The 22,893-nt window shown below is 46.6% G+C and carries 21 protein-coding genes and 1 other RNA gene; 19 read left to right on the top strand and 3 right to left on the bottom strand.

Annotated features, from left to right (window positions below; translation table 11 throughout):
- Positions 1-26: 26 nt before the first annotated feature.
- The 5 genes from dnaG (at position 27) to rnpB (ending at position 5,555) form a co-directional block, all read left to right on the top strand.
- Complete coding sequence (gene dnaG / locus gpAD87_RS04020; protein ID WP_063567020.1) at positions 27-1,847, top strand: DNA primase; 1,821 nt, start codon at positions 27-29, stop codon at positions 1,845-1,847.
- A 43-nt stretch (positions 1,848-1,890) separates the two neighbouring features.
- Positions 1,891-3,030, top strand: coding sequence for an RNA polymerase sigma factor RpoD (gene rpoD, locus gpAD87_RS04025; protein WP_053781258.1), 1,140 nt, complete (start codon positions 1,891-1,893; stop codon positions 3,028-3,030).
- A gap of 184 nt (positions 3,031-3,214) precedes the next feature.
- Positions 3,215-3,973, top strand: coding sequence for a tRNA (adenine(22)-N(1))-methyltransferase (locus gpAD87_RS04030; protein WP_064636398.1), 759 nt, complete (start codon positions 3,215-3,217; stop codon positions 3,971-3,973).
- Positions 3,949-5,064 carry a Nif3-like dinuclear metal center hexameric protein gene (locus tag gpAD87_RS04035; RefSeq protein WP_064636400.1) on the top strand — a complete coding sequence of 372 codons (1,116 nt, stop codon included), beginning with the start codon at positions 3,949-3,951 and terminating at the stop codon, positions 5,062-5,064. The genes gpAD87_RS04030 and gpAD87_RS04035 overlap by 25 nt, the downstream gene beginning before the upstream one ends.
- A gap of 81 nt (positions 5,065-5,145) precedes the next feature.
- An RNA gene (gene rnpB, locus gpAD87_RS04040) (RNase P RNA component class A) lies at positions 5,146-5,555 on the top strand.
- A gap of 237 nt (positions 5,556-5,792) precedes the next feature.
- Here rnpB and gpAD87_RS04045 read toward each other — a convergent pair.
- Positions 5,793-7,022 carry an aminotransferase-like domain-containing protein gene (locus gpAD87_RS04045; RefSeq protein ID WP_064636402.1) on the bottom strand — a complete coding sequence of 410 codons (1,230 nt, stop codon included), beginning with the start codon at positions 7,020-7,022 and terminating at the stop codon, positions 5,793-5,795.
- Between the two features lie 109 nt (positions 7,023-7,131).
- Between gpAD87_RS04045 and pdxR the strand changes: the two genes are divergently transcribed.
- A complete protein-coding gene (gene pdxR, locus gpAD87_RS04050) occupies positions 7,132-8,652 on the top strand; it encodes a MocR-like pyridoxine biosynthesis transcription factor PdxR (RefSeq protein WP_064636404.1) in 1,521 nt (506 codons plus the stop codon).
- 84 nt (positions 8,653-8,736) lie between these two features.
- Positions 8,737-8,994 (top strand): hypothetical protein, encoded by a 258-nt coding sequence (locus gpAD87_RS04055; protein WP_064636406.1) that lies wholly within the window; start codon positions 8,737-8,739, stop codon positions 8,992-8,994.
- A gap of 96 nt (positions 8,995-9,090) precedes the next feature.
- On the opposite strand, the gene gpAD87_RS04060 is transcribed toward gpAD87_RS04055, so the two are convergent.
- Positions 9,091-10,968 carry a S8 family peptidase gene (locus tag gpAD87_RS04060; protein ID WP_064636408.1) on the bottom strand — a complete coding sequence of 626 codons (1,878 nt, stop codon included), beginning with the start codon at positions 10,966-10,968 and terminating at the stop codon, positions 9,091-9,093.
- A 287-nt stretch (positions 10,969-11,255) separates the two neighbouring features.
- Between gpAD87_RS04060 and gpAD87_RS04065 the strand changes: the two genes are divergently transcribed.
- The 6 genes from gpAD87_RS04065 (at position 11,256) to thiI (ending at position 16,178) form a co-directional block, all read left to right on the top strand.
- Complete coding sequence (locus gpAD87_RS04065) at positions 11,256-11,762, top strand: YpuI family protein (RefSeq protein ID WP_063567014.1); 507 nt, start codon at positions 11,256-11,258, stop codon at positions 11,760-11,762.
- Positions 11,763-11,927: 165 nt separating this feature from the next.
- Positions 11,928-12,146 carry a DUF1540 domain-containing protein gene (locus gpAD87_RS04070; RefSeq protein WP_064636410.1) on the top strand — a complete coding sequence of 73 codons (219 nt, stop codon included), beginning with the start codon at positions 11,928-11,930 and terminating at the stop codon, positions 12,144-12,146.
- A gap of 34 nt (positions 12,147-12,180) precedes the next feature.
- The gene (locus gpAD87_RS04075; RefSeq protein ID WP_064636411.1) at positions 12,181-12,600 is read left to right on the top strand and encodes a hypothetical protein; all 420 of its coding nucleotides are present in this window, start codon (positions 12,181-12,183) and stop codon (positions 12,598-12,600) included.
- Between the two features lie 242 nt (positions 12,601-12,842).
- A complete protein-coding gene (locus gpAD87_RS04080; RefSeq protein ID WP_064636413.1) occupies positions 12,843-13,604 on the top strand; it encodes a lytic transglycosylase domain-containing protein in 762 nt (253 codons plus the stop codon).
- Between the two features lie 174 nt (positions 13,605-13,778).
- Positions 13,779-14,927, top strand: coding sequence for a cysteine desulfurase family protein (locus gpAD87_RS04085; RefSeq protein ID WP_064636415.1), 1,149 nt, complete (start codon positions 13,779-13,781; stop codon positions 14,925-14,927).
- Between the two features lie 6 nt (positions 14,928-14,933).
- Positions 14,934-16,178, top strand: a complete 1,245-nt coding sequence (thiI, locus tag gpAD87_RS04090; RefSeq protein ID WP_064636417.1) for a tRNA uracil 4-sulfurtransferase ThiI — start codon at positions 14,934-14,936, stop codon at positions 16,176-16,178.
- 131 nt (positions 16,179-16,309) lie between these two features.
- Here the strand turns inward: thiI and gpAD87_RS04095 are convergent, their stop codons facing one another.
- The gene (locus tag gpAD87_RS04095) at positions 16,310-17,011 is read right to left on the bottom strand and encodes a TerC family protein (RefSeq protein ID WP_063567010.1); all 702 of its coding nucleotides are present in this window, start codon (positions 17,009-17,011) and stop codon (positions 16,310-16,312) included.
- Positions 17,012-17,116: 105 nt separating this feature from the next.
- Between gpAD87_RS04095 and gpAD87_RS04100 the strand changes: the two genes are divergently transcribed.
- The 6 genes from gpAD87_RS04100 to gpAD87_RS04125 all read left to right on the top strand — a co-directional run bounded on the left by gpAD87_RS04100 (position 17,117) and on the right by gpAD87_RS04125 (position 22,890).
- A complete protein-coding gene (locus gpAD87_RS04100) occupies positions 17,117-17,776 on the top strand; it encodes a TerC family protein (protein ID WP_063567009.1) in 660 nt (219 codons plus the stop codon).
- A gap of 288 nt (positions 17,777-18,064) precedes the next feature.
- Entirely contained in the window at positions 18,065-18,559 is a 495-nt protein-coding gene (locus gpAD87_RS04105) for a hypothetical protein (protein ID WP_064636419.1), read from the top strand.
- Positions 18,560-18,736: 177 nt separating this feature from the next.
- Positions 18,737-20,578, top strand: coding sequence for a translational GTPase TypA (gene typA, locus gpAD87_RS04110; protein WP_063567007.1), 1,842 nt, complete (start codon positions 18,737-18,739; stop codon positions 20,576-20,578).
- Between the two features lie 311 nt (positions 20,579-20,889).
- Positions 20,890-21,186: a YlaH-like family protein gene (locus gpAD87_RS04115; RefSeq protein ID WP_053781242.1), complete on the top strand. Its 297-nt coding sequence runs from the start codon at positions 20,890-20,892 to the stop codon at positions 21,184-21,186.
- A 90-nt stretch (positions 21,187-21,276) separates the two neighbouring features.
- Positions 21,277-22,338, top strand: coding sequence for an LCP family protein (locus gpAD87_RS04120; RefSeq protein ID WP_063567006.1), 1,062 nt, complete (start codon positions 21,277-21,279; stop codon positions 22,336-22,338).
- Positions 22,339-22,437: 99 nt separating this feature from the next.
- On the top strand, positions 22,438-22,890 hold the full coding sequence (locus gpAD87_RS04125; protein WP_063567005.1) for a pyridoxamine 5'-phosphate oxidase family protein: 453 nt from the start codon (positions 22,438-22,440) through the stop codon (positions 22,888-22,890).
- Positions 22,891-22,893: the final 3 nt, after the last annotated feature.

The raw sequence follows: 22,893 nt of genomic DNA on the forward strand, positions 1-22,893 counted from the left end.
TGTTAAAGAGATGAAGGTGGACCAAGATGAGTACCGGACAAGGCGGTATACCCGAAAGCATTATTGAATCGGTGTTACAGCAGCATGATATCGTCGATACGGTGAGCCGATTTGTACATCTGACCAAACAGGGGAAATATATGAAAGGCCTCTGTCCTTTTCATTCTGAGAAGACGCCTTCGTTTACAGTTACGCCTGAGAAACAAATTTTCTATTGCTACGGTTGCGGCACGGGTGGAAATGCCATCAAATTCAGGATGGAAATCGAAGGGTTATCCTTTCCCGAGGCTGTCAAGACAATGGCAGAAGAAAGCCACATTTCAATGGGGGACTGGCAGGGGCGTGAATCGGCTCATGTTAATCCAGAAACCGAACGTTTATTGGAAGCATATGAGCTTACCGCGAAGCTGTATCATTTCTTATTGAAAAATACAGAGCACGGTAAAGTGGCTATGGAATATTTACGCTCACGTGGGTTTAGCGACAAACTCATTGACCAATTCCAGATTGGCTATGCGCCTAATCGCTGGGATACCTTGGTACAATTTCTGGAAAAGCGCGAATTTCCGCTTGAAGAGATGGAAAAGGGTGGTTTACTGTCACAGCGAAACGAAGGTCAGGGTTATGTGGACCGTTTCCGAGACAGGGTGATGTTTCCGATTAACGGCAGGAGCGGAAAGCCGATTGCATTTGCAGGTCGCATTTTGGGAGACGGGCAACCGAAGTACCTAAATTCACCGGAAACCCGGTTATTTAACAAAAGCCGTGTTCTCTACAATCTGCATCATGCCAAAAATGCAATTCGCAAACAAAGGCAGGCCATATTGTTCGAAGGGTATGGGGATGTTATCTCCGCCTGGGATCAGGATATCCAGAATGGTGTAGCGGCAATGGGTACCGCGCTCACTGAGAATCAGGCATTGATGCTTAAAGGCATGTGTGATGAAGTAATTGTATGTTATGACGGTGATCGAGCTGGACAGGCTGCGGCGCTCAAAAACTTCCCTATACTCGAGGAAGCTGGGTTACAGGTCAAAATTGCTCTGATTCCGGATGGACTCGACCCGGATGATTTTATCCGAAAGCATGGTGGCGAACGGTTCCGAAACCAAATTGTGGATGGCGCCGTAACGACTACAAAATTTAAGCTTATAAACCTTAAAAAAAACCATATACTGCTAGAAGGCGGCGGACAAATCGCTTATTCCAAGGAAGCGGTGAAACTTATTGCTCCATTGTCTTCTCCTACAGAACGGGAAGTATATCTTCGGGAACTGGCTGCGGAAGTGGACGTATCATATGAAACACTGAAGCAGGAGTGTAATGAAGAACGGGAGGCCATGAAAAATAACCTCCAGTATGGGGATAATAACCCGAAAAGGTGGAATAATGGTAGGCAACAAAATAGGCAGGTGCCTACACCCAATCTGTTGCCAGCTTATCACGCTGCTGAACGCAAACTTCTCGCCTGGATGCTTCAGGATGATGAGGCTGCCCAGTACGTGAATGAGCATCTTGGTGAAGCTTTTAACTTGGATGATCATGCAGCTATTGCTGCTTATCTATATGCCTATTATGCGCAAGGCAAACCGTCGGATACAAGCCGTTTTATGTCTTCACTTCATGACGACCGACTGGAAAAGACGGTCAGTTCAATCTCAATGATGGATGGTCCAGGTGAATGGAGTATTCAAGCACTTGACGATTGCATCAGGGAAGTGCTGAAGTATCCGCGTAAGAAAGAGTACGATCTGAAAAAAGAAGAAATGATTGCTGCAGAGCGGGCAGGTGATTCTGTACGCGCGGCACAAATTGTACTTGAAATGATTGCCCTAGAGAGACAGTGAACATCTGAATGTTGGATGTTTCTAGGGAGGAGGGAGTCGAGTTATGGCGAATGATCAGCATACTGAACTAGAAACAGAATTGACGCTGGATCAGGTTAAAGATCAATTGATTGAATCAGGTAAGAAAAGAGCTTCGTTGAACTACAAGGAAATTATAGAAAAACTCTCCCCGTTTGAGCAAGACGCAGAGCAGATGGATGAGTTCTATGAACAACTGAGTGACCTGGGTATTGATGTCGTGAACGAAAATGATGAAGAGGTAACCCTTCGCCCTAGTGAAGATTCCGAGAACAACACCAGAGAGGGAGACGATGAATTCCACTTTGATGATGATCTGAGCCTTCCACCAGGAATCAAAATCAACGACCCTGTTCGGATGTATCTCAAAGAAATCGGTCGTGTACCTTTGTTGTCTGCGGATGACGAAGTGCAGTTGGCCAAACGGATTGAAAACGGGGATGAAGAAGCGAAACGTCGTTTGGCTGAAGCTAACCTTCGTCTCGTGGTAAGTATCGCCAAGCGTTATGTTGGACGTGGAATGTTGTTCCTGGATCTGATTCAGGAAGGTAACATGGGTCTGATCAAAGCGGTTGAGAAATTCGACCACAAAAAGGGTTATAAATTCAGTACGTATGCGACATGGTGGATTCGCCAAGCGATCACCCGTGCGATTGCGGACCAAGCACGTACGATTCGTATTCCTGTGCACATGGTGGAGACGATTAATAAGCTGATCCGGGTATCCCGTCAGCTGTTGCAGGAACTTGGGCGTGAACCGACACCGGAAGAAATCGCTGCCGAGATGGATCTGAGTGTGGAGAAAGTTCGTGAGATTACGAAGATTGCTCAGGAACCGGTTTCCCTGGAAACACCGATTGGTGAGGAAGATGATTCCCATCTGGGTGATTTCATCGAGGATCAGGAAGCATTGGCTCCGGCAGATGCTGCTGCTTATGAGTTGCTGAAAGAACAGCTCGAAGATGTCCTGGATACTTTGACTGAGCGTGAAGAGAACGTGCTTCGTCTGCGTTTTGGTCTGGACGATGGACGTACAAGAACGCTGGAAGAAGTGGGCAAGGTATTTGGTGTTACGCGTGAGCGTATTCGTCAAATTGAAGCCAAAGCTCTTCGCAAATTGCGTCACCCTAGCCGCAGTAAACGGCTTAAAGATTTCCTCGAATAACATCACTATGGGAGACTTTCCGCAAGACGCTTTAGCGGCGGCGGGGTCTCCTTTATTTTTAAATTGAACATCTAAATTTCTTGGTTTTGGTAATTCATCCTTGAAATGTTTTATTGGATTTCATTTTATCGCTTTTCGTTGTTCAATGCAAATCAATAAATTAAATGAATGGTGTAGGTGCTTCATGAAACTTTCGAATCGATTACAGCGGATACATGATCAAATTCCCGAAGGCAGCCGCTTGGCTGACATTGGCTCAGACCACGCTTTGCTTCCAGTTGCGGCAGTACGCAGCGGGAAAGCAGCAGATGCAGTAGCCGGAGAAGTCAACCCAGGCCCTTATGAAGCTGCACGCAAGCAAGTCAGCGATGCAGGCCTGAAGGAACGAATTACAGTACGTCGTGGAGATGGCTTGGATGTCATCTCTGCAGGAGAAGTGGACGTTATCACCATTGCCGGTATGGGAGGAGCACTCATTGCCTCCATTCTGGACCGTGGCCTCTCCAAACTGGATGAGGTCAAGCTTCTTATTTTGCAGCCTAATGTTGGTGAGGATATTCTCAGACATTGGTTGTTGGAGCATCACTGGGTGGTCGTTGCAGAACAGCTGCTTGAGGAAGATGGCAAAGTGTACGAGATTATTACAGCAATGCCGCAAGAACTCAGTCCGATAGCCAATGAGGAAGTGTATCGCTCACGTCCGCTTGAAGGCGGAGTGGAATTGACATCAGATTTGCTGCTGCGCATGGGGCCTTATTTAACAGACCGTCCAACGGATGTGTTTTTTGCCAAATGGGAGAGCGAAATCGTCAAGCTGCAAAGTGTCGCGCAGTCCATCTCCAAATCTGATCAGGAGTCTTCTCGGGACAAGGCGGCTGAGGTGGAGCGTCTTATTGTGAACTTGAAGGAGGTACTCTCATGTTTGCCAAAGGTCAAACTGTAATTCAATTGATGGAGCAGCTTGCTCCCAAACATCTGGCTGTGCCGGACGATCGGATTGGTCTTCAGCTTGGCAGTTTGCAAAAGGAAATTACGCACGTTCTTATCGCACTTGATGTTACGAACGAAGTTGTAGACGAGGCCATTCGGATTGGAGCCAATCTGATTATTGCGCACCATGCCATCATTTTCCGTCCGGTCAAGTCATTGAATACCGATACACCCATGGGGAAACTGTACGAGAAGTTAATCAAGCATGATATTGCGGTGTACATTAGTCATACCAATCTGGATGTGGCTGAAGGCGGCATGAATGACTGGATGGCCGAGGCCATTGGTATTGAGAGCAAGGAATCACTTGAGGATGTACATACAGATCATTTGTTCAAACTGGCTGTATTTGTACCCCGTACCCATCATGAGCAGGTACTCCAGGCGGTTCTCGAAGCGGGTGCTGGCAGTATTGGGCAGTACAACAAGTGCAGCTTCAATACGGAGGGCACAGGTACTTTTGTACCGGGAGAGGGGACACAACCTTTCATCGGTACAGAGGGACAGATGGAGCGTGTAGAGGAAATGCGGATTGAGACCATTGTACCGCAGAGTCTGCGCAGCAAGGTTGTACAAGCAATGCTTAAGGCGCATCCGTATGAGGAAGTGGCCTATGACCTGTATGCAATGGATTTAAAAGGCCGTACGCTGGGTCTAGGGCGCTTGGGACCACTCAAACAACCAAAGACACTCGGTGAGCTGGTGGAGGTCGTTAAGGCCCAACTGGATGTGCCATACGTTAGGGTAGTAGGCGATCTCAATCGGCAGATCAAAAAAGCAGCAGTGCTTGGAGGCTCAGGTAGCCGTTATACTCTTCCTGCACGGTTCAAAGGTGCCGATGTCATCGTAACTGGAGACATTGATTATCATACGGCTCACGATGCGCTGATGGCGGGTATGTGTATCATCGACGCCGGGCATAATGCAGAGAAAATCATGAAACCGAAAACTGCGGATTGGCTGCGTTCATGTTTGGAAGACAAACGTTATGACACGCAAGTGACTGCATCCGAGGTAAATACGGAAGTATTCCAATTTATCTAAAAGCACTCGGGTTCAATGCTTCCTGTAAGATTAAGCTTGTTTGTAAACTAAAATGCCTGTATACTATGTAATGTTGTTCGGAAAGCTTGACAGACAATCGCTGGTGGCCTTCGTTGCCACGAGAGGAAAGTCCGGGCTCCACAGGGCAGGATGCTGGATAACGTCCAGTCAGCGCGAGTTGAAGGATAGTGCCACAGAAATGGACCGCCGATGGCCGGATTTTCCGGCACAGGCAAGGATGGAACCGAGGTGTAAGAGACCCCGAGGAACGCTGGTGACTTCGTTCCTGGTAAACCCCATCTGGAGCAAGACCTAATGGGACACAGTCGACTCTTCGGAGAAGGCAGCCTTAGCCCGAGGTGTGTCTAGGTTGGTCGCTTGAGCTGTGCAGCAATGTATGGCCTAGATAGATGATTGTCGCTTGTGGTGGGAGGGTAGTTCCCGTCTGAACCACGAAGAGCACAGAACCCGGCTTACGGTAAGCTTTCCTAACTACAACACAAACAGTAACAAGTGCAGTCCACTATCAGTCACGGGCAAACAGAACGATTGTACCTGATGTGCCTGACTGATCAGAAGGATGCGATTAAACTTCAAAAGAATTCCTGCACTTGCAGGTCATATAAATAAGGCGTCAGACTTCGAGCTTTCTCGGGTCTGACGCCTTATTTTTGTGTTATTCGTTGGAATGAGAAATTGTTCCTAATGATACAGTGGATGACAGTTCGTTACAGTGTAACTACACTGTCTGACTGTAATGATGCATGCCAGCGTTGAATGGCACGATCCATACGCTCTACAGCCTCGGGAAGCAGATCTGGATCCGTATGAGTAAAGTTGATCCGCATACGGTTCAGCTCCGGTGTACCCGCATAGAAAGAATCCCCTGGTACAATACATACTTTTTCCTGAATTCCATAGGTAAAGAGATTGCTGGCCAGCATGCCCTCAGGCAATTGCAGCCACAGAAACATTCCGCCTTGCGGTGAGTTCCAAGAGATACCTTCCCACGATTTTGCAGCCATGAGAGTGGTCATTTTTTTCATCCGTTGTTCATAATCCTGTGAAATATTGCGAATATGGCCGTCCAGATCGAAAGACTCCAGTAGTGCATGAAGTGCTCTTTGGTCGATGCTGCTGGAATGCAAATCTGCCCCCTGTTTGGCGCGGGCAGCTATTTGGATAACATCCGGAGCAGCCAGTATCCAGCCAGTGCGGAGGCCAGGAGCAACTGTTTTGGAGAATGTGCTGGTGTAGATGACATTGGATGGACCCTCATAGGATTCCGCATCCAGTTTCGCCAGTGCAGGGGCATCTAGTTGTTCCGGTTTAAAGCGGATTTCACCATAAGGATCGTCTTCCAGGATCAGTACCCCATATTTCCGGCACAGGTCTACGGCTTGCTGACGTCTGGCGCGACTCCATACTTTACCTGACGGGTTGGAGAACGTAGGGTTAATGTAAACGAGCTTTGGACGATGCAATTGCAGCTGTTCCTCCAGTGATTCAGGCAACATTCCGTCATCATCACAGGCAACACCGTGCGCCTCAGCCTGATAGGAATGAATGACTTGAAGGGCAGCCAGATAGGTTGGTGATTCAACTAGCACGCTGTCGCCTGGATCGAGCAAAATTCGGCATACCAGGTCAATGGATTGCTGGGAACCTGTAGTCAGAAGCATATGATCAGGTGAAGCGGGAATGCCCTTGGATTCAAGACGTTCTGCAATTTTGGCACGTAGTGGTCGGAAACCTTCCGTCTCTGCATATTGAAGAGCCGCTGAACCACCCATGAATACCTTTTCGTATGCGTCACGGATGGCTTCAAGCGGGAATGATGACTGGGCAGGTAAACCGCCGGCTAGAGAAATCATTCCAGGCGCCTGTGCAGCCTGTAACATGTCGCGAACGACAGAGGACGGGGTATTTTGTGCCATTTTGGACCAAGGGATATTCATATTATTCTCATCTCCTGTTATTCACTGTTATACTGATATTATAAACTATAATAGACGGACTGCAGTATAACAGTAAAATGCTGATCATAACAGTTGGGAGGGTGCATGTGTGCATATTGAATTGAAACGGGGAAGCAGCACCAAATTGTATGTTCAGATTGCCCTTACACTTGCTGACCGAATAAGGTCTGGACTAATCGAGCCTGGAACCCGTCTGCCGTCGGTTCGTAAAATGACGAATGATCTGGGCGTCAGCCTGGTCACTGTGTCCAAAGCCTATGCCGAGCTTGAAGCCATACAGCTAATTACGTGTTCCCAGGGGAAGGGTTGTTATGTACGGGGGGCGCATGAGCTGGAGATAACGGAGGATATGGAGAGGACTCACCGCACTCATGCAAAAAATGAATCCAGCACACCTTGGAACTGGCAGATGGCCCTTGTGGATTATTTGCCCCGAGCTCAGCTCTGGAGACATTTTGATGCATCTCCACAAGTTAGATATGAGCTGCATATGTCGGCAATTCAGCCTGAATTGTTGCCAACGCGAGAGATTATCGATAGTGCGTACCGGCTTTCCTCGGATCATCCAGAGCGCATGGCTGCCTACGGGTCTTTTCAGGGAGATCGCGAACTGCGTCAGACGTTTTCCGGGCATTTTGCGGAAAGAGGTTTGCGGGTAACGCCCGAACGGATGCTGATTACGAGCGGTACCCAGCAGGGAATCGATCTTGTCGCGCGTACGTTTGTTGGTCCTGGTGACGTCGTATACATGGAAGCACCAAGCTATACCGGAGCAATAGATGTGTTTACAAGCAGAGGAGCAAAGATTATTACGGTGCCGATGGATGACGAAGGTATGCGTATAGATCTGCTAACCCGGTTATGTGATACATACCCGCCCAAGTTGATATATACCATTCCTACGTTTCACAATCCTACAGGCATTACGATGAGTGCCAAACGGCGTGCGCAACTGCTTAATCTTGCTCAAAGTTATCATTGTCTCATCCTGGAGGATGATCCGTTCGCCGATCTGTATTTCCGTGATCCTCCCCCTGCTTCCATTAAATCCATGGATGGGACGGGGCATGTGATATATATCAAAAGCTTCAGCAAAGTACTGTCTCCAGGCTGCCGTGTGGCGTGTGCGGTTGCAGACGGAAGTGTGCTCACCCGACTTGTTGCAGCCAAATCCACTGCGGATCTCGGGAGTCCGCTGCTTACACAAAAGGCCTTGCAATCGTTCATACAGCATCAATACAGTGCGTATACAGCGCGATTGAGGGATGAGTTATATTCCCGGCTTCTTGCCGCATCAACGGTACTGGAGGAACATGGTTCTCCCGGGATGTACTGGACTTTGCCTGATGGTGGACTAAACTTGTGGCTGCAATTGCCTGATGGTTTGGATATGCGTGAACTGCACCGCCAGTCGCTTGCCGCAGGTGTTTCCTTTTTACCTGGCTCTGCCTGTTATGTAGGGGAAACGGATACGGCGAGTCTGCGGATCTGCTTCACGGTTACGAATCAGGAGCTGTTATGTGAAGGTCTACGGGTATTATGCAGGGTTATTAAGAACATTACCCCTCAACAGGGTGGGGCTAAAGCGGACAGGCTCCCGCTTATTTAATTTTGGGAACACGGACATACATCCAATCCACATTGGACCCAGTGCAATACGTTATAGTATCACTTGAAAGGGAGTTGGTTTGAAATGAACCATTTCTGTCCACCGCTTTGTCCGATTGTATGTGACCCAATCCAGGTTGTTGAAGATTATTACATCCCACAAATCGTACCCGTAATTCACCCGATCGAAGTCATCAAAAAACATCACTGTGTGCCGATCCATCATCACATGTATCCTGTCGTGGTCAAAGAAGAAGATCCTTGTTATGTTTCAAGCCACAACGGTAAGAAAAAATCCGTGAAAAAATCAAGCAAATCCCGCACAACTTCTCGCAAGCGTTAGTCGCAGCGGGTGCCCCGGGGAAATAGGTGAACATACCAAAGAGCAGCATACGCCCCGGGGCGCAGCTGCTTTTGTTTTTTTGTATCCAGTGTACGTTTATTGTTTGATGTACTTTTTCATTGTGTTATCCATTTGCTGTCTCACATGTTGCGGCCAGAATTGAAGTGGGGCACTGTTGCCAGAGGCCGCCTCCAATGCTTTAAACACATCGATTTGACCATAACCGAAATACTTGTCATGACCTGGGTCTCCGAGATCTATGACGCTTTGACGCATGAGATCCATGACTTCTGTGTTGGTCAGATCAGGATTGAGTGAGCGAATCAAGCCTGCAAGTGCCGCTACATGGGGGCTGGCCATCGACGTTCCGGACAAGGCTGCATATTGGTTGTTCGGATACGTACTTGCAATGCTGGACCCTGGAGCCGTCACATCGACGTAATCCCCGTAGTTGGAATAGGAAGCTTTGTTCATGTCCGCATCCGTAGCGGATACTGCAAATACTTCTGGATAAGCGGCAGGGTATCCTGGACGCTCCGTATTATCGTTACCGGTCGCTGCAATTAATACGATATCGCGATCAAAAGCGTATTTGATAGCATCATGAAGAAATTGGGCATCGGCATAGTTACCTAGACTCATGTTAATGACCTTGGCTCCATGATCAGCAGCCCAAATGATGCCTTCGGCCACAGCATAGGTTGTGCCTGACCCCGAATTGTCCAGCACTTTAACAGGTAGTACCTTGTTATACCAGCTCATGCCTGCTACACCTTCGTTGTTATTCACAACAGCGCCAATGATGCCTGCTACATGTGTACCATGGCCTACATCATCAAGCGGTTTGCTCCCTGGATCGACAACGTTATAACCTTTCAGCAGCTTGCCCTTCAAATCAGGATGAGTCAGATCGACGCCGGTGTCTACCACCGCAACGATAACATCCTTGTTACCCTTCGTAATATTCCAGCCACGGTTAGTCTCAATGGCGGGCAGGTTCCATTGGTAGTCGGAGAACAAAATATCATTGGGCACGGTTACATCTTTTTGTTCAGGTACGGTCTCATTGGTTAAATACATGTAGTGGGGTTCCATATACAGCGGATTCCATTTACGTTCGAAATAAGCATGTAATTGTTGATAATTCATATGTTCCGACCGAAAAACATACGTGTATCCCAGCTTGCGTGCCGATTGCGTCCGCAGGTCAGATTTAATGATGCGCATATCCCGTTCACCTGGATCCTGACGGAAACGGATGACGATTTCATTTTCGTAAAAATGACTGGCATTGGCATTATCATGTCCTGTTTTTACAGTAATTTCTTTAAGGGTGTCGGGGTGCACAGACTCGATTTTGAATTTACCTTCACGCGGATAAGGGATCATGCGCAAATTTTTGCGCTGATGCTGTTCCACGGCATTCAGTACATTTTGGCTAAATAGAGCGATGACGGCACGTTCTCCATCCTTGGAGGGCTGCGCCATAACAAAAAACTTTTCCTTGCCCAGAGGAAAGGAAGAAGATTCGAAGCTTTGACGTTTGCTCACTGCTTTCTTGGCTAGGGCAAGAGAATGTTCCAGCTTTTGCTGTTCCATCTTGCTTCCTTTTGCTGCTGTTTTGTCAAAGTGCCGACTGCGAGAACCCTTGGTATTCATTACATCAATAGACCGTATATGATCATGTGTTTGTTGTAGCTCTTTAACGTATTGACTTATTTGCACATCATTCATTTTGGAGGTCTTCTCAAGCATGATGTTAAGGTGCTGTTTGGCATCCGCACGGGTCAGCAGATCGGTTGACTTTACATCCTGAACTTTAAGACGTTGTTTGCTCGCATGCTCCTCGTGTGGAGAATCGGGCATGGCACTTGGAGCAGGAACAGGGCGATTGGACGTCGGAAGCAAAAGCGTCAAGGCAAGTGCGCCCGCACCCGCGGCAATGGCCCAGTTAACCCATTTCGGTCTGGACATAGGGGATGAAACCTCCTCATTTATTTTGACAATCATCTTACAGTGCTCTGATTTCATCGTTGTCACTGGATATATCTATCGTTAGGAAAAGCGGTTATTTTTATGCAGGTGAACATCAGTGAGCTGTGTGTAATGGGCATGTTCAGGAACAGAAAGGGAAAGCCAGATTAAGGGATACCGCTCGTCATCTTTTTATGGTAGGATAGTACCTGAGAATTCAAGGTCAGGGGAGAACCTCCCGTTGGCCGATCTATATGTAAGGACTTATTTAAGGGGGAGCTACCTTTATGTCAGCAGCCAATGTACAGAAAACATGTGAGTCAACTAGGGAAAAGTTAAAACCGGCTATCGATCGGATCGAAAAATTTTTGAATGAAAATGCCTTGCCTGAACTGGATCAGAATCAGACGGAGGAGTCATCAGCCTTCTACAAAGGATTTCTTTCGGATCTCCGTCATTTGCTCGTTTTTTCTGAAGTTTCTTACGAAAAACTTGGCGTTGTGCTGCGTCGTGCCAATTTTGATGTCGATTTTGCCGAAAAGGCTCTTTATAACACATACCATCAAAGCATAAACAGCTTTTTTTATCCTAAAAATGAATGTTACTCCGAAGATGGAAGATATGCTTACACTGGTCAGGATGCGATCCGATTCCGTGATAAGCCGATTCGTGCAGTACGTGATGTCATTCTTGAGATATCGAAAACGTACGAAGAATTGCGTGATGATCTGGCCTTTTATGAAAGTGACTACCTAACGCAGCGTCGCATGCAAAACCAACGTAATCACGCGTAATTACATTTTCAACTTATATACGAATTGGACAAAACCGCCCTTGTGGCGGTTTTTTTGCGTTTTCTTCAACTGGCATTATAGATAAAGGATCATGTCATCATCTGGCATTTCGTTGGAGAATAGCCGATTTGCGGTGCGGAGACAATAGATGTCGAGGTGATAAAAATGAGCCAAGAGAAGCCGATCGTCAAATGCAGTGTTGCTAACTGCCACTTCTGGGGAGAAAACAATTTCTGCCAGGCTGATGCCATCATGATTGACATCGACCAACATGCCACCCGTCGCTTACATGAGGAATTTGCAGGAGAGACTTTTGATTCCGATCATCACGATCATGCCCGTACTTCATCTGCGACTTGCTGTCACACATTCAAACCGAAATGAGCAGTCATTCCCATTTATATGGAGGTGCTTTGCAATGAATAATGACCGTAGAGATGATCAATCGTTCCAACGTCCAAAAACGACTGGGTTAGATGAAAAGCAGCGTCAGCGTGTAGACTATCCAAGACGTAGCCACAGGGAAGAGTATGGGGCAGAGGTAGCACCCCCAACAGGTTCTATTCGAACAGAACCTACGGAAAGAACCGATCATACCCCTGTAAAGCGTGAAGATGACGACGGTGTCATGAAATCTACTGGCCGAATCTCCGGATATATGGGTCTGGCCTTTGGCATCGCATCCTTATTTATGTGGTCCATTGTCCTTGGTCCAGCTGCAGCGGTACTTGGTTACTATGCTTACGTCAATGGCCGGAAAACGGCGGGTGCGTGGTCCATCGGACTTGGCGCAGTGGCAACACTAAGCTATTTCTTCATGATTCCATTCGCCCGTTAATAAAGCACAAACATGATGTAATAAGCAATACACAAGTGCTTAACCAAACAGGATATGAGCTTATTATTTGCAGCCTTCTGCTTCCACCTTACTTAAGGGGTGATTGCAGAAGGTTTTTTCGCATATACGCAATGAAGTTGTAAAATCGGTCTATTTTTTTGAAAACAATGGAACCTGCCTGTAAAATAATGTAGAATAAAGTCATAATCTACGTTTACATTATACGGGAGTGAATATAACTCATGCAGATTGATCCGCGCGCGTCGCGGCAGTTGCTGGAACTGCAATTGTCCAATAGTCTCAACGAAACAAATGCATCGGATGGAAACTCCGCTTCAACAGTGGATTTTGCCAGTATGATGGACGGGCTGCTCGGGACGAATTCAAATACTTTGAACAATACTAGTACCGTAGGCGAAGAAGTAAATTCTGCTGCGATCTCCAAACGATCCAGTGACGGTCTGTTGTGGCTGCAACTGGGCAGCATGTATAACCCGGATGCAAGTTCTGTTTCTTCCTCGAACAGTAATGAGGTTTCTTTATCTTCCCTGTTAAATACTGGAGCAGTGGATTCGGGTGCATCTGTACCTACAGATTTTGAATCTTTGATTGCCTCAGCGAGCGCCAAATATGGGGTGCCTGAATCTTTGATCAAGGCGGTTATTGATACAGAATCCGGTTTCAATCCGAATGTAGTGTCTTCCGCAGGTGCCAAAGGACTGATGCAGTTGATGGATGGGACGGCAGCAGGGTTGGGAGTAAGCAACGCTTACGATCCCGCTCAAAATATAGATGGTGGAACCAAATACCTTTCTCTCCAGCTCCAGCGTTTTGGTGGCGAGGTGAAGATGGCACTTGCTGCTTATAATGCCGGACCGGGACGGGTTTCGAGTCTGGGTGTATCGAGTGACGCTGAACTGATGAGTGTACTTAACCGCCTCCCTTCGGAAACACAGGCTTATATCTCCAAAGTGGAGAAAGCACAGTCGAAATATTCGGTATAAATGGTATAGACCAAAGAAATGGCAACACAACAGTACGCCCAGGAAGAGATCAAACGCGGGAACAGCAGTCTTAAATGTGCTTAGTTCCTGTTTGGTCTTTTTGTGTTGAGCGGGGATCGTGTTACAATGCTCACTGTAGATTCCACAACGAAGAGACAAGGAGGGGAACCTCATTTGAAATATTTTGATTATGCAGCAACGACGCCTCCTCATCCGGATGTCGTTCGTACAATGGCCGAGATTATGGAGGCGCAATATGGGAATCCGTCATCGATACATGGATATGGTGAGCGAGCCCATCAATTGTTGCGCCGAGCGCGATCTGGTTGTGCCGCCGCAATTGATGTGAAACCGGAAGAAATCGTATTTACCTCAGGCGCAACTGAGAGCAACAATCTTTCCATTAAAGGGGCGGCATTACAGTATCAGTCTCGGGGCAAACACATCATTACAACTGCAACGGAACATGCTTCAGTTTACGAGAGTTTTGTGCAGCTACAGCAGTGGGGATGGGAGGTCACTTGGCTTCCCGTGGATTCCGATGGTCTGGTTAGCGCCCAGCAGGTAGTGGATGCCATAAGATCGGATACGGTGCTTGTGAGTCTGATGCATGTGAACAATGAAACAGGAGCGATACATCCAATTGCTGAAATCGGTGTACGACTGAAAAAGGAAGCACCAAAGGTGCTTTTTCATGTAGATGGTGTGCAGGGTTTTGGCAAGATGGAAGCTAAACCTGCGGCATGGGGCGCGGATCTTTACAGCTTGTCTGCTCACAAGATTCGTGGTCCCAAAGGAGCTGGTCTTCTCTACGTACGAAGTGGAGTCGAGCTAACGCCTTTACTGTCAGGGGGTTCCCAAGAGCAGGGACTAAGAGCGGGTACTGAAAATGTACCTTTGCTTGTGGGTATGGCGAAGGCGATGCGTCTCGCTGCGGAACGTCAGGCTGACTTTGCACAGCGTACAACGATTTTGCGAGATCGTATCATGGAGGTCATAGATACGATTCCCGGACTTGTGTTAAATAGTCGTAAGGAGGGTGCGCCGCACATTGTTCATTTTTCCTATCCTGGAATGAAGGCAGAAGTGGCGCTGCATACCCTTGAACAACTTGGAGTAACTGTTTCTACACAATCTGCCTGCTCTTCGCGATCGGCTGAACCCAGCAGGGTATTGCTTGCCATGGGCAGGGATAATGCTTGTGCTGCTGGTGGATTGCGTATTAGTCTTGGAGATGAACATACAGAAGAAGATGTGGCACTGCTGGAGCAGGCTTTACATCAGATGGTGGCGCAGCTGCGCCCGTTGGAAAGGCGGATGTGATTTTAGATGAAATATGATATGCTGCTTCTCCGTTTCGGAGAGTTTATGTTAAAAGGAAAAAACCGTGCCCGGTTCGAAAAAACAATCATCACCCAGGTACGTTCCCTGCTCAAACCTTATCCAGGTGCAAGTCTGCGGAAGGAGTTTGGACGGTTGTATGTTGATCTGGGTGGCGAATCTCATACAGAGCTGATCGCTGTGCTGAAACGAGTATTCGGCGTTATTTCGATCAGTCCGGTTAAAGTGACCCCATCGGAGACTGACCAAATCGTGGAGACAGCCGTTGCTTTTATGGATGAAAGAGAGTCTGAATTCAAAGACGGTACCACGTTTAAAGTTAATGCACGGCGTGTTTGGAAAGAGTTCCCCAATTCTTCGCATGAAATGAACCATCTGGTAGGTTCTCCGATTCTTCGGAAATTCCAGCAGTTAAGCGTCGACGTGCGTCAACCTGACATTGAACTGCGCGTGGAAATTCGGGATCAGGGCACGTATATCTTCAGTGAGGTGATTCCGGCCGTAGGCGGGTTCCCCCTGGGCACAAATGGAAAAGCGATGCTGTTATTATCGGGTGGCATAGACAGCCCTGTAGCGGCATGGTCTTCAATGCGTAGAGGCCTGGAAGTGGAATGTGTACACTTTTACAGTTATCCGTTCACAAGCCAGCGTGCCAAAGAAAAGGTCATTGATTTGGCGCGTGCACTTGCTGATCATGCAGGCACAATTAAGCTGCATCTGGTTCCTTTTACGGAAATTCAAACTGCATTTACCCAACTGGGACAGGATAACTTGATCATCACACTGATGCGCCGCTCCATGTTACGTATTGCAACCAAGCTGGCTGAACGTGAGCGTGCGCTTGCACTGATTACCGGAGATAGTCTGGGTCAGGTAGCGAGCCAGACCCTGCCAAGCATGAATGTCATTGGACGTGCGACGGATCTGCCGCTGCTGCGACCACTTGTCATGATGGACAAACAGGAAATTATAACTTTATCCAAACAGATCGGGACGTATGATATATCGATTCTGCCATATGAAGACTGTTGCACTCTTTTTGTACCGAAATCCCCATCCACCAATCCGAATCTTCGCATTGTGGACAAGATTGAAGCAACCATGAGTCAACTGCCGGAATGGGTGGAGCAGGCGGTGGAGCAGACAGAAACAATTACGCTGCATGCAGGTGAAAACTTTATTGTCACCAATCAGCAGAATGAAGTTAATGACATGAAAGAAGAGTGGTTCTGAGGAACCGTATTCTGGATTGAATAACATAATAAGGACTATGTTATCTTCTTGAAGAAAAAGGACTGGCCGATGTATTATCGGTCAGTCCTTTTTTTATGGTTGTGTTTGATGGGAATCCCATTTAATAAAGCTTAGGAATAGGAGTGCTGCCGTTCTCCACCTGGTTTATTGCTGCTTGCACGTTTGCGATATCCTGCAAATACAACACCAGCAGTAACGAGAACGATAAATAAGATTCTCAGTGCCGGATGCTCAGTGAAGAAAGGTACAAGACGCTGCTCCTCTGTGATCATGTTTGAAGCCGTATACCCAAGCACGATAGCTCCAAGATAAATGATCCAAGGGAAATGGTTAATTAATTTGATAAACAACGTACTGCCCCACACGATAATAGGTACACTGATCAGCAGTCCGAGTATAACAAGCACTAAGTGCTGCTGTGCTGCACCAGCAACGGCGATGACGTTATCCAGTCCCATGGCAGCGTCTGCGATGACAATCGTTCGCACGGCTACCCAGAGAGAACTGCCAGCCTTGATATCCGAATGCTCTTCCCCTTGATCTGCCAATAGCTTGTACGCAATCCAGATCAGGAGTAATCCCCCAACAAGGAGTAGCCATGGCACTTTAAGCAGCCAGAGCACAATCACGGTGGCTACAATGCGAATCAAAAGTGCACCGCCTGTTCCGTAAAGAATCGCCCTTTTCTGCACAGAAGGGTGCAAATTTCGAGCTGCGAGACCAATCACGATGGCATTATCGCCAGCCAGAATTAGATCAATAAATACAACGTTCAACAACGCTAGCCAAAAAGCGGGGCTAAACAGCTCCATACGATGTCACTCCTTCTATATATCCAAACCTGAGAAAGCTTGTTCAACGTTTAAGAATAGCATGGACAACTTTGACATACAAGTTAGAGTGGGGGGATGAGAAGCATGGATACGCTATGGCTGCTAACCGAAATATTAATGATCAATCTGGTTCTAAGTGGAGATAATGCGGTTGTTATTGCCCTTGCAAGCAAGGATTTACCCGCGAGACAGCGCAAGCAGGCGGTATGGTGGGGGGCTTTCGGTGCGGTTGTTTTGCGCTGCTTGTTAACCTTTGCAGCTGTGCTGCTGTTGGGTATTCCTTTTATTCAGGCGGCTGGTGGTCTGCTGTTGCTCTGGATTGCTGTCAAGCTGCTGCTTCAGAATGAAGATGAAGTACATATTCGTAAGGCGTCCACGACCTGGAAAGCGATCCAAACGATTTTGATTGCTGACTTTGTCATGAGTCTGGATAACGTTCTCGCGATTGCTGCGCTGGCGGATGGGGACTTGGCGCTCACGGTCATCGGAATTGCCATAAGTATTCCGATTGTGGTGTGGGGCAGCGGATTAATTGTCGGTTTGTTGAAGCGGTTTCCGATTCTGGTATTTGCCGGTTCAGGTATTCTGGCCTTCACAGCAGGTGAGATGGTGATGAATGATCCGAAGCTGGGACAGTGGCTCGGTGGCTTGGCTGCTGAGGCGCATACACTGCTGCCTGTAGCTATGGCTTGTCTTGTAATCGCGATTGGAGGAGCGCACAAGTTTGTTCGTCGAAACGTGTAAGTTGATTTGAGCAAATGGAAATGTGAATTTTCTGGCGAACTGCCCGTAAAGGGCAGTTTTTTGCTGTATTTATTTGTTCAGAAGAAATGGGTGAACTTGAATAAGTCATAGACCGATCATTTTAGGGTAATACAGGATAATGGAGAGAGGCGAAGTACGACATAAAGTGTAGTTTTTTGCATACACATCGGCTACACTAGAAGAAGGCTGGGAACAGTCAGTCATCATGGTGTGCTTATAGTTTATCTTACGGGGTACATAGCCAAATGTTATAAGAGGTGATTGTAGATGAGGATGAGAAATGAAAAAGCAATCGGAATATTTATTTTTGTTGCAGGTTTAATAATTTTACTCGGTAAACTAGGTGTGTTTGGCTTTATTGGACGGCACTTCTGGCCTTTGCTCATCTTGTTGCCTGGTATTGCTCTTCATGCATTATATTATGCAAGGCTCACGCCATCATGGTCACTCGTTCCAGCAGGAACATTAACCGTCTATGGTCTGTTGTTCGGAGTCACGAATACATGGGGCAGCGGATTGATGAGCAACCTGTGGCCTGCTTTTTTGCTTGGAATTGCCGTTGGTTTGCTTGAATATGCACTGGCTGATCATCGAAGACCCGCAATGGTACTTCCGGTGGCATTGGGCGTTGGCATCCTTTCAATTATTTTATTCGGATTTACACTGCTTCACACCGGTATTATCTATGTGCTGGCGGTAATTTTAATTGTAGGCGGGATGTGGTTGCTGTTTGGCCGAGGACGCCAAGGGAGAGGCTGGTAACATTCCCAGTGGTCTTTCAAGCGAAATATCTTGATTTTTACCTATGATCAACTATAATATAAGGGATATAGGCATGCGTCGGGATATCACCGACGCTTATTTTGGGTGAGTAACCTGCGAATTTGCGGGAAGTTTAGTAGATAAGAATTGAAATTGGAAAGGATATGGATACAAACCATGCATTCAAGAGAACACATTCGCAATATTGCGATTATTGCCCACGTCGACCACGGGAAAACAACGCTCGTCGACAAGTTGCTCCAGCAATCCGGTACTTTCCGTGATCACGAAACGGTACAGGAGCGCGCAATGGACTCCAACGATTTGGAGCGTGAACGCGGTATTACGATTCTGGCCAAAAACACAGCTATTACCTATAAAGATTACCTGATCAATATTGTGGATACACCAGGACACGCCGACTTTGGTGGTGAAGTGGAACGTATCATGAAAATGGTTGACGGCGTTTTGCTCGTTGTTGATGCTTACGAAGGATGTATGCCGCAAACGAAATTCGTACTTCGTAAAGCTTTGGAGCACAACCTGACACCAATCGTTGTTGTAAACAAAATTGACCGTCCAGCGGCTCGTCCGACTGAGGTTATTGATGAAGTACTGGACCTGTTCATTGAACTGGGTGCCAACGATCAACAACTTGAATTCCCTGTTGTATATGCTTCCGCATTGAACGGAACATCCAGCATGGATAATGATCCTGCAAAACAGGATGACAACATGATGGCGATTTACAATACCATCGTTAGTCATATCCCACACCCTACCGAAAATGTTGAAGAACCACTTCAATTCCTCGTTACTTTGATGGACTACAATGAATACCTTGGCCGTATTGCCATTGGTCGTGTTAACCGCGGTGTGATCCGTCAAGGACAATCGGTAACGGTTATTATGCGTGATGGTAAGAGCAAAACTGCACGTATCGAGAAACTGTTCGGTTTCCAGGGTCTCAAACGTATTGAGACGGAAGAAGCAGGAGCAGGTGACATCGTTGCGATTGCAGGAATCAAGGACATCAACATTGGTGAAACCATCGCTGATCCGAACAACCCAGAAGCACTTCCAGTTTTGAAAATTGATGAGCCTACACTGCAAATGACGTTCCTCGTGAACAATAGTCCATTCGCAGGTCGTGAAGGTAAATGGGTAACTTCCCGTAAACTTCGTGAGCGTTTGTTCAAAGAATTGGAAACTGACGTATCCCTTCGTGTTGACGAAACGGATAGCCCGGATGCATTTGTCGTTTCTGGACGTGGTGAGCTTCACTTAGGTATCCTGATTGAAAATATGCGTCGTGAAGGATATGAGCTTCAAGTATCCAAACCAGAAGTTATCGTTAAAGAAGTTGACGGTAAGAAAATGGAACCTCTAGAGCGCTTGTTGATTGATATCCCTGAAGAAAGCATGGGTTCCGTAATGGAGAGCCTGGGCGCACGTAAAGCAGAGATGGTTAACATGGTCAACACAGGTAGTGGTCAAGTTCGTCTGGAGTTCCTGATTCCAGCACGTGGTTTGATCGGATATAGCACCAACTTCCTGACATTGACTCGTGGTTACGGTGTAATGAACCATGCATTTGACAGCTACGCTCCAGTAGTATCCGGTCAAGTAGGTGGACGTCACCAAGGCGTGCTGATCTCAACTGAAACTGGTACATCTACGTTCTATGGCATGATGGGCGTTGAGGATCGCGGTACGCTCTTCTTGGAGCCGGGTACTGAAATCTACGAAGGTATGATTGTTGGTGAACATACACGTGACAATGATATCGTTGTTAACATCTGCAAAGAAAAACAACTGACTAACGTTCGTTCTTCTGGTAAAGATGATACGGTTAAAATTAAAACTCCGATTATCTTCTCGTTGGAACAGGCGCTTGAATATCTGAATGAAGATGAATATTGTGAGATTACACCAAAATCTATTCGTCTCCGTAAGAAGATCCTGAACAAATCCGAGCGTGAGCGTGCAGAAAAACAACGCAAAATGGCTACAAAATAACACCTAACTACAACTAAAATAAATGATATAAGTTAACGTTTGATGGAACACATATACACCATCGACGTCGATTACAACCCGCTGAAGTAGTGGAGGATTCGGAATCGATTCTGTAGGAGCGAAGCGTTCGCCTTTATCCCCGGATTTTACCATTGAGAAATGGATCAAAAAAATATGGGGATAACAGCGACCGAAAGAACGATCCGAATCCGAAACGGTCACATGCAGAGTTTTGTAATTTATGTTGTTGGAAGGGTTCCATCAACCAGTTAACTTATATCTAGCATGAACACGAAAGGAGCTGGCTGTGCATGCAAGCATGGTTCGCATCAAACCCGATCGTAGCCTACATCGTCATCTTTGTATTGATTACTTACGTATATAACAAGGTGTTTCGGGTACGTCAGAAATTGCCACTTGGTAAGGAAATCGTTCTCTATATATTGATGGCGATGGGCACATTCATGCTTCTTGTGTTTCAAATCGACAAGTTGCCAATTATTCAATGTTTGCTGGTGGCTGTTGGTTTGATGCTGTTAGTGAGAGTGCGCTATTTTATTGAAGGTCGTCAAAAGAAAAAAGCGGAAGCTGCCGCTCGAAACTCATAAATTCTGTATAGTATAGACCATCCGTTTTCCTTAGGGAAAGCGGTTGTCTTATATATAGGCCAAAACAGATGTGATAAAGGTGTTGAAGATATGAACTCGAATTCGAACGGACTGCCTCCACGGAGACAGGCACCGACTCAATCCGGCGCTTCTGGATCGAAGAACGGCAAAGGTAAGCAACCAAAGAAGAAGAAAAAGATGCGAACCTTTGGCAGACTGATTTTAAGTTTATTGGTTATTGCAATTGTGGTAGGCTGCGGATATCTCTATTGGGTATACAATCAGGTAGCTGATACGGGCATTGACAAGCCAGTACCGGCTGGAATGTCAGCGAAAACCAAACCCATTACGATGTTGCTGCTAGGTACGGATAACCGTCCCGAAACAGGTACGTATCTATCGGATGTGGTTATGGTAGCTTCTCTGAATCCGGAGACCAAGACGGCAACCATTGTATCTTTACCTCGGGATACCCGTATTCAGTTGGATGGATATAAGGCGAATAAATTAAATTCCTATTATCCTAAATTTAAAGCCCAAGAAAAAACCTCTGGCAAAAATGCAGAGGAACAAATGAAAGAAATGATGGGCAAATATCTAAATGTGGATATCAATTATACAACGGTACTGAATTTTCAAGCGTTCCGTGATGCGGTTAATGCTGTAGGTGGCGTGGATGTGACAGTGGATAAAAACATGTGTTACAAAGATACGGCCGATGGCACGGATATTAACCTGGTAGCTGGTGCACAGCATTTGGATGGAAAAGAAGCACTTGATTTTGTTCGTTACCGTAAATCGAATTGTAAGCCGAAGACAGATGAATCCAACGACTTTGACCGAAATAAACGTCAGAATCAAGTGTTGAATTCTATGTTGGATCAGTTGAAATCACTGGGAGGCGTAACGAAGATTGGTAAAGTGATAGGCGCTGTTGACGACAACATGACAACAGACGTGGAATCGGAGCAGATGAAGAACTTCATTTCAACCTATTGGAATATTTCCAAATCGGATGTGCACTACACACCTGTAACCGGAGAGTGGAGAAGTCCATATGTATATATCAACGAAACTGAATTGGCTAATGCTAAACAGGCGTTGCAGGATACACTTTCAGGTAAAGTAACGGCATCTCCAACAGCTGAGTAACATTCATTCTTTTGGGATTGGAAGCGAGTTTGATGGTATGCTATAATATCATCAACAACGAATCAAGAATTGCATAAAGAAGATTAGGGGGCTGGTTGGATGTCCGAAGCCGTCACACAATTGACTGAATCTCTTTTACAGCAATTCAAGAACGAAACCTTTGTGCTCTTGAGCACCGTGGACATTGAATCTGGAGGTCCGACATCAACAGCAATCTCCTGGATTTATGCGGAGAATGCTTCTACCCTTCGTGTGGCGATTGATCATCGTTCACGTCTCGTGAACAATATGATCGAGAATCCGGCTATTACGGTCACCATTTTTGGAGAAGAGATGGTGTATGCGGTAAACGGACGTGCTTCCGTACGACAAAATCCGTTACAGGATGTTCCGTTTAATATGTGCTGTTTCGACATTTCCATTGAAGCGGTAAGGAATGCCCTTTTTTATGGAGCCCAGCTATCTTCTGTACCTCAATTTGTCAAAATATATGATCAGCGTGCTGCTGAGAAATTAGATGAGCAGGTTTTTACTGCAATGAAAAAAGCCTAGTGA

Origin of the sequence: Paenibacillus sp. AD87 (assembly GCF_001659845.1) — a bacterium.
Classification (GTDB): Bacteria; Bacillota; Bacilli; order Paenibacillales; family Paenibacillaceae; genus Paenibacillus; species Paenibacillus marchantiae.